Source organism: Flavobacteriales bacterium, from assembly GCA_013214975.1.
GTDB lineage: Bacteria > Bacteroidota > Bacteroidia > DT-38 > DT-38 > DT-38.
This window is the reverse complement of sequence record JABSPR010000379.1, coordinates 1-4835: the sequence shown is the minus strand read 5'-3', so window position 1 is coordinate 4835 and position 4835 is coordinate 1. Positions and strand designations below refer to the sequence as shown.

Below are 4835 nucleotides of genomic sequence, written 5' to 3'. Positions count from 1 at the left end.
GTATTATTCAATAATCATTGCATTGTTTTGGTTCGAAGGAAAACAACAAGATTTTATATACTTCCAATTTTAAGATTTGAAAAAATTTATAATTAATTCAACCATTTTTCTAATTCCTGCATCAATTTATATATTGTTTGCATTGTTCGCGTTGCCTCAATTATTATCCATTAAAAATGGACCAAACACCTATACTCAAATTGAAAAGTCATTTACAAATGCTGTCCAAAAAGAATATGAAATATTCATTCTTGGGAATAGCCGGACTTATCGTGGAATAGATCCCGATCAATTCGCCCCTCCAACATTTAATTTTAGCCACGATAATGATTCCTATAACCAATCCTACTATAAACTAAAGTTCCTGGAAGATCATAAGATTACTCCAAAATGTGTTGTGCTTGGTATCGACTACTTCACGTTTGGCTATAAATCCGGAACGAGGAATTATGTCTACGCTGAGCTTCTAGGGAACGAATACCTGAAAGATTTTAAACACTCGGTACTATTCTATAAAGTTGAGCGGCTAAGAGAAAAGCTTAACCCTAAACTTCTTTTTAATTTATTCCCAAAGAAGACATTGCCCTATTTAAAAACAAATGGACAATATATACAGCCGGGGGTTCCAAGTGTTACAGATCGTGCAATTCGAAACTGCTACATGAGCCCGTTTCAGTTAACCTATTTTGAGAGAATAATTAAACACTGCCAAAAACAAAGCATTCAACTTTTTTTAGTGATGCCACCTGTAAGACAGAAGGAATTGTCGATATATCCGGATTACGAATTGGTTGATTTCGATTCAACGATACAAAGTTACTGCGATGATCAAACGGTATACTATTTAAACTATAGTTTGGATCCGACCTTTACTATTAAAGACTATTATGACATAACACACCTCAGCTATGAAGGGTCTAAAAAACTATCTAAGAAGATTAATGCGAGAATTGAAGAGCAAGGGATCTTAAAACGGAACTAGCGTATTAGATCCTCCACCGAAAACAGGTTTCGAATCTTCAAAAGCTTTTGCACCACATTCTAGCCACGCCTTAAACTGATCCACATCCGACCCATAGCTATAGCCAATCGGATTAGTTAAAAGCTCCTCGTTATGATTTAATATTACGTACAAAGGCTGCGTACTACTCTGAAATGTCAAGGCTTCCAAGGTTGCCCATCTGTCGCCAACCGTTCTTAGCTTTTTCTTCTTAGTACCACCGCCTGATGTCGGAACTAAAACAACTTCTTGTTCTTCACCAGCTATTGCCGTTCGTTCATCCACATATAAAGAAATAACAACAAAATCATTATTTAACTTCTCTTTAACCTCGTCTAGCACCCACACGTTGTCTTCCATCTTACGACAGTTAACACAGGCCCAGCCCGTAAAATCTAGCATCACTGGTTTGTCATTTTCCTTTGCATAAGCCATGCCTTCTTCGTAGTCTTTAAAGACTTTCACCTCATGTTCGTGCTCTACATATGCATAATACATTGGTGGTGGAAATCCGCTTAACAAGTTATGGTTCCACCATTGCTTACCTAAAATTCCTGGAACTAAATAAAGTGCAAATCCAAGAAACAAACCAGCGAATGCTAGTCGACCACCAGACAATTTCGTTACTTGGGAATCGTGTGGAAATTTGATTTTCCCCAGCATATAAAGACCTGCTGCAACGCTAACAATAAACCAGAAAACAAAGAATGTTTCTCGTTTCACTAATCCCCATTGTTCTACCAAATCAGCGTTAGATAAGAACTTAATAGCTAGCGCTATTTCTAAAAACCCAAGAACAACTTTAACTGAATTTAACCATCCGCCAGATTGTGGCAACTTAGCTAACATACTGGGAAACGCTGCGAACAACGCGAAAGGCATTCCAAGTGCTAATCCAAATCCAGTCATTCCCATGGATAACTTAACAGCCACCATTTGAAATTCCATTCCGGCAAACGAAACTACATCAGCGCCTTCTGATGCCAACGTACCCGCTAGTAAAGAACCTAATATAGGACCAGTACACGAAAACGAAACGATGGCCAAAGTAAGTGCCATAAAGAAAGTTCCGATTATGCCACCAACGTCGGACGCCGAATCCATTTTATTCGCCCATTTTTGCGGTAATACCAATTCGAAGTACCCAAAGAATGAAAAGGCAAAAACGATAAAGATGACAAAGAAGCCAAGGTTGAGCCAAGGGTTCGTAGAGAGCATACTCAATATTTCAGGGTCTACATCCGGAGCAACTAAAAATGGAATACTCAATAAGAAGTAAATTACCATGATAAAGAATCCGTAAGTTGCCGAGCGACGAATCGCTTTACCCCTATCCTCGCTACCTTTCGTAAAGAAACTTACCGTTAAAGGAATCATTGGAAAAACACAGGGCGTTATTAAAGCGATTAAACCGCCTATCATTCCAAGTATAAAAATGCTCCAAAGCGACTCTTCTGTTTTGTGCTCTTCACCACATGCCTCCACCGGATTATCCATGTCGACGTTACAAATAAAGTAAGGGTTGTCTTCGCAGTTAACACCGCCAGTTACTTCACCGACATCCACATCTGCAGCACCGCCGGCAGTTAGCAAGAAGTCTTTAAACTCTGGAGGCAAACATCCCTCATCGTTACAAGCACTGGACATAATACTTCCTTTGATCGTAAAGTTTTCGGGATCATTCAGCATTACTTTCTGAATAAACTTAGCCTCGTTTTCGAAATACAAGATGGTGATCCCAAGTAATGGGTCGTCTTTCGAATGTGACTCGCCTTCTATAACGCTATCAATTAATGCATAGGAATCATGCGGCTCGAAAGTCATGGCGGTGCCAAGCATCTCACCAAAACCATCTGCTAAATGTCGAGAATAAATGTGCCACTTACTATCTATAAAGGATGTAAACACAACCTCAGCCTCGTTGCTTCCTTCTACCTTATTTATCTCCCACGTCCATTTTACAGGTTCTACAATTCCTTCAGAAAAGGTATTAATGGAAAATAAGGATAGGCAAAAAAGTAAAAATATCTTCAGTCTCATCTTGTAATAATTCTCGCTATAACGGCTAAAAAAGACATTTCATATGTCGTTCTTACTTCGAAGATAATTCAATTCGATAAACATTTTTAGAAGAGCTACTCACTTTGTATCTATTATCAATTCGCTGACCAACAATCCAAGCTATATCGCCCCCCGACATGAGCAACCAAATGTTCTTTTTCTCATTCAAGTTTAGCTTCTGATCGATAAAAAAATCGGAGAGTTTTTTCTTGGTTTGCATACCTAATGGAACAAACCGATCGCCATCTTCCCATTTTCTCAAAGTCAGAGGAAACGATAGCTTATCCATATCCAACATTGCAATATTGGGGTTCCTTTCTATTTCAATTTCCTTTGCAGGTTCTCGTTTCATTTCAAGTCCAACCGGATTTTCTATACTCGTATCCGAAGATTGAATTTGATACTCAATTGCCGCATCGTCCGCAGGAATTTGCGTAACAATTAACGTATCTCTATCCTTGAGCAATTGATGCGTTATTGTAAGAAATATTTTTCCTGGCTCACTATCTAGATGTTCTATAATTGTATTTACATCCGACCCATTAAAACCGTATGACTTCAAGAACTCAAAAAGATAGAATCGAATTGGATCATAGCTTTTCAATAACGCAATATTAATATTCACCTGATTATTGGTGCAACTTATCACTTCATTTATAAAAACACCCAACTGCCTTTTCACGATAGTTTCGAGGTCTTTTATTTGTTCTATGTTTCCTGCAATTGCTTTCCTGAAACTTGGGTTCAATTCTTCTAGAATAGGTATAATATCTAACCTTATCTTATTCCTTAAATATTTGTTTGAAGCATTTGTAATGTCTTCGCAAAAAACAATTTTATTCACATCCGCGTAATCCAATATCTCTAGCTTGGTAGCAAAAAGCAAAGGACGAATTAAGTTTTGTTTCTCTGGGAGTATACCATGTAAGCCTGCAATACCAGTTCCTCGAACTAAATTTATCAGAAACGTTTCTACCGAATCGTCTTGATGATGTGCCGTAACCAAATAAGCGTATTTGTTCTCTTCTTGTAATCCATCAAACCATTCGTACCTCAAATCTCTTGCGGCCATCTGAATAGATATCCCATTCTTTTTTGCATAGGCTTCTGTATCGAAAATCACAGAATGAACTTCCACTCCGAGCTCCTCAGCTAAATCAACAACGAACTCCGCATCGCTATTAGAATCGTCTCCTCGTAATTGAAAATTACAATGTGCGATGGCAAACTGCATGTCCTTCTCCTTAAATAAATGAGCTAAAACTACAGAATCTACTCCCCCGCTAACCGCAATCAAATAGGTAGGATTATCATCGAGGAGGTCTAAAGAATCAATAAAATGTTCGAATCGATTAAACATAAGTTGAAGTTAAAACTTGCTTTATCGCATGGCCTTTTAATAGACATTCCTCGTATTCCTTTTCTGGATCCGAATTAATTGTAATAGCGCTTCCTGTAGAAATACTTACATAGTTAGATGATTCGTTGTAAAGAATACTTCTAATAACAACGTTAAAATCAAAATCGCCATTTGGCTTTATATACCCTACAGAGCCTGAAAACAAACCCCGGTTTGTTTCTTCGTATTCCTCTATTAACTTCATTGCCCTCACTTTTGGCGCACCAGTCATCGATCCCATCGGGAACGCATTTTTGATGGCATCCACAAAGTGAATGTCCTCATCGATCTCGGAAGTTATCGTTGATATCATTTGATGCACGTGCTCAAAACTGTAGATCCCAAATAATTCCTCTACAACCACAGATCCCAATT

4 protein-coding genes are annotated in these 4835 nt (G+C 38.2%); 1 reads left to right on the top strand and 3 read right to left on the bottom strand.

Going from position 1 to position 4835, the window contains the following annotated elements; genetic code table 11:
• Positions 1-76: 76 nt before the first annotated feature.
• Complete coding sequence (locus HRT72_12080; protein NQY68442.1) at positions 77-982, top strand: hypothetical protein; 906 nt, start codon at positions 77-79, stop codon at positions 980-982.
• On the opposite strand, the gene HRT72_12075 is transcribed toward HRT72_12080, so the two are convergent.
• From HRT72_12075 to HRT72_12065, 3 genes are all read right to left on the bottom strand, one after another.
• Positions 968-3040 carry a thioredoxin family protein gene (locus tag HRT72_12075; protein NQY68441.1) on the bottom strand — a complete coding sequence of 691 codons (2073 nt, stop codon included), beginning with the start codon at positions 3038-3040 and terminating at the stop codon, positions 968-970. The genes HRT72_12080 and HRT72_12075 overlap by 15 nt on opposite strands.
• A gap of 52 nt (positions 3041-3092) precedes the next feature.
• Complete coding sequence (gene tilS, locus HRT72_12070; GenBank protein ID NQY68440.1) at positions 3093-4421, bottom strand: tRNA lysidine(34) synthetase TilS; 1329 nt, start codon at positions 4419-4421, stop codon at positions 3093-3095.
• Positions 4414-4835 (bottom strand): chorismate-binding protein (locus tag HRT72_12065; protein ID NQY68439.1); only part of this gene is annotated, 422 nt, incomplete at its 5' end. The genes HRT72_12065 and tilS, both read right to left, overlap by 8 nt.

Excerpts from the sequence above, each read along its gene's own strand:
- HRT72_12075 (NQY68441.1), bottom strand. The coding sequence starts at position 3,040 with ATGAGACTGAAGATATTTTTACTTTTTTGCCTATCCTTATTTTCCATT.
- tilS (NQY68440.1), bottom strand. The coding sequence starts at position 4,421 with ATGTTTAATCGATTCGAACATTTTATTGATTCTTTAGACCTCCTCGAT.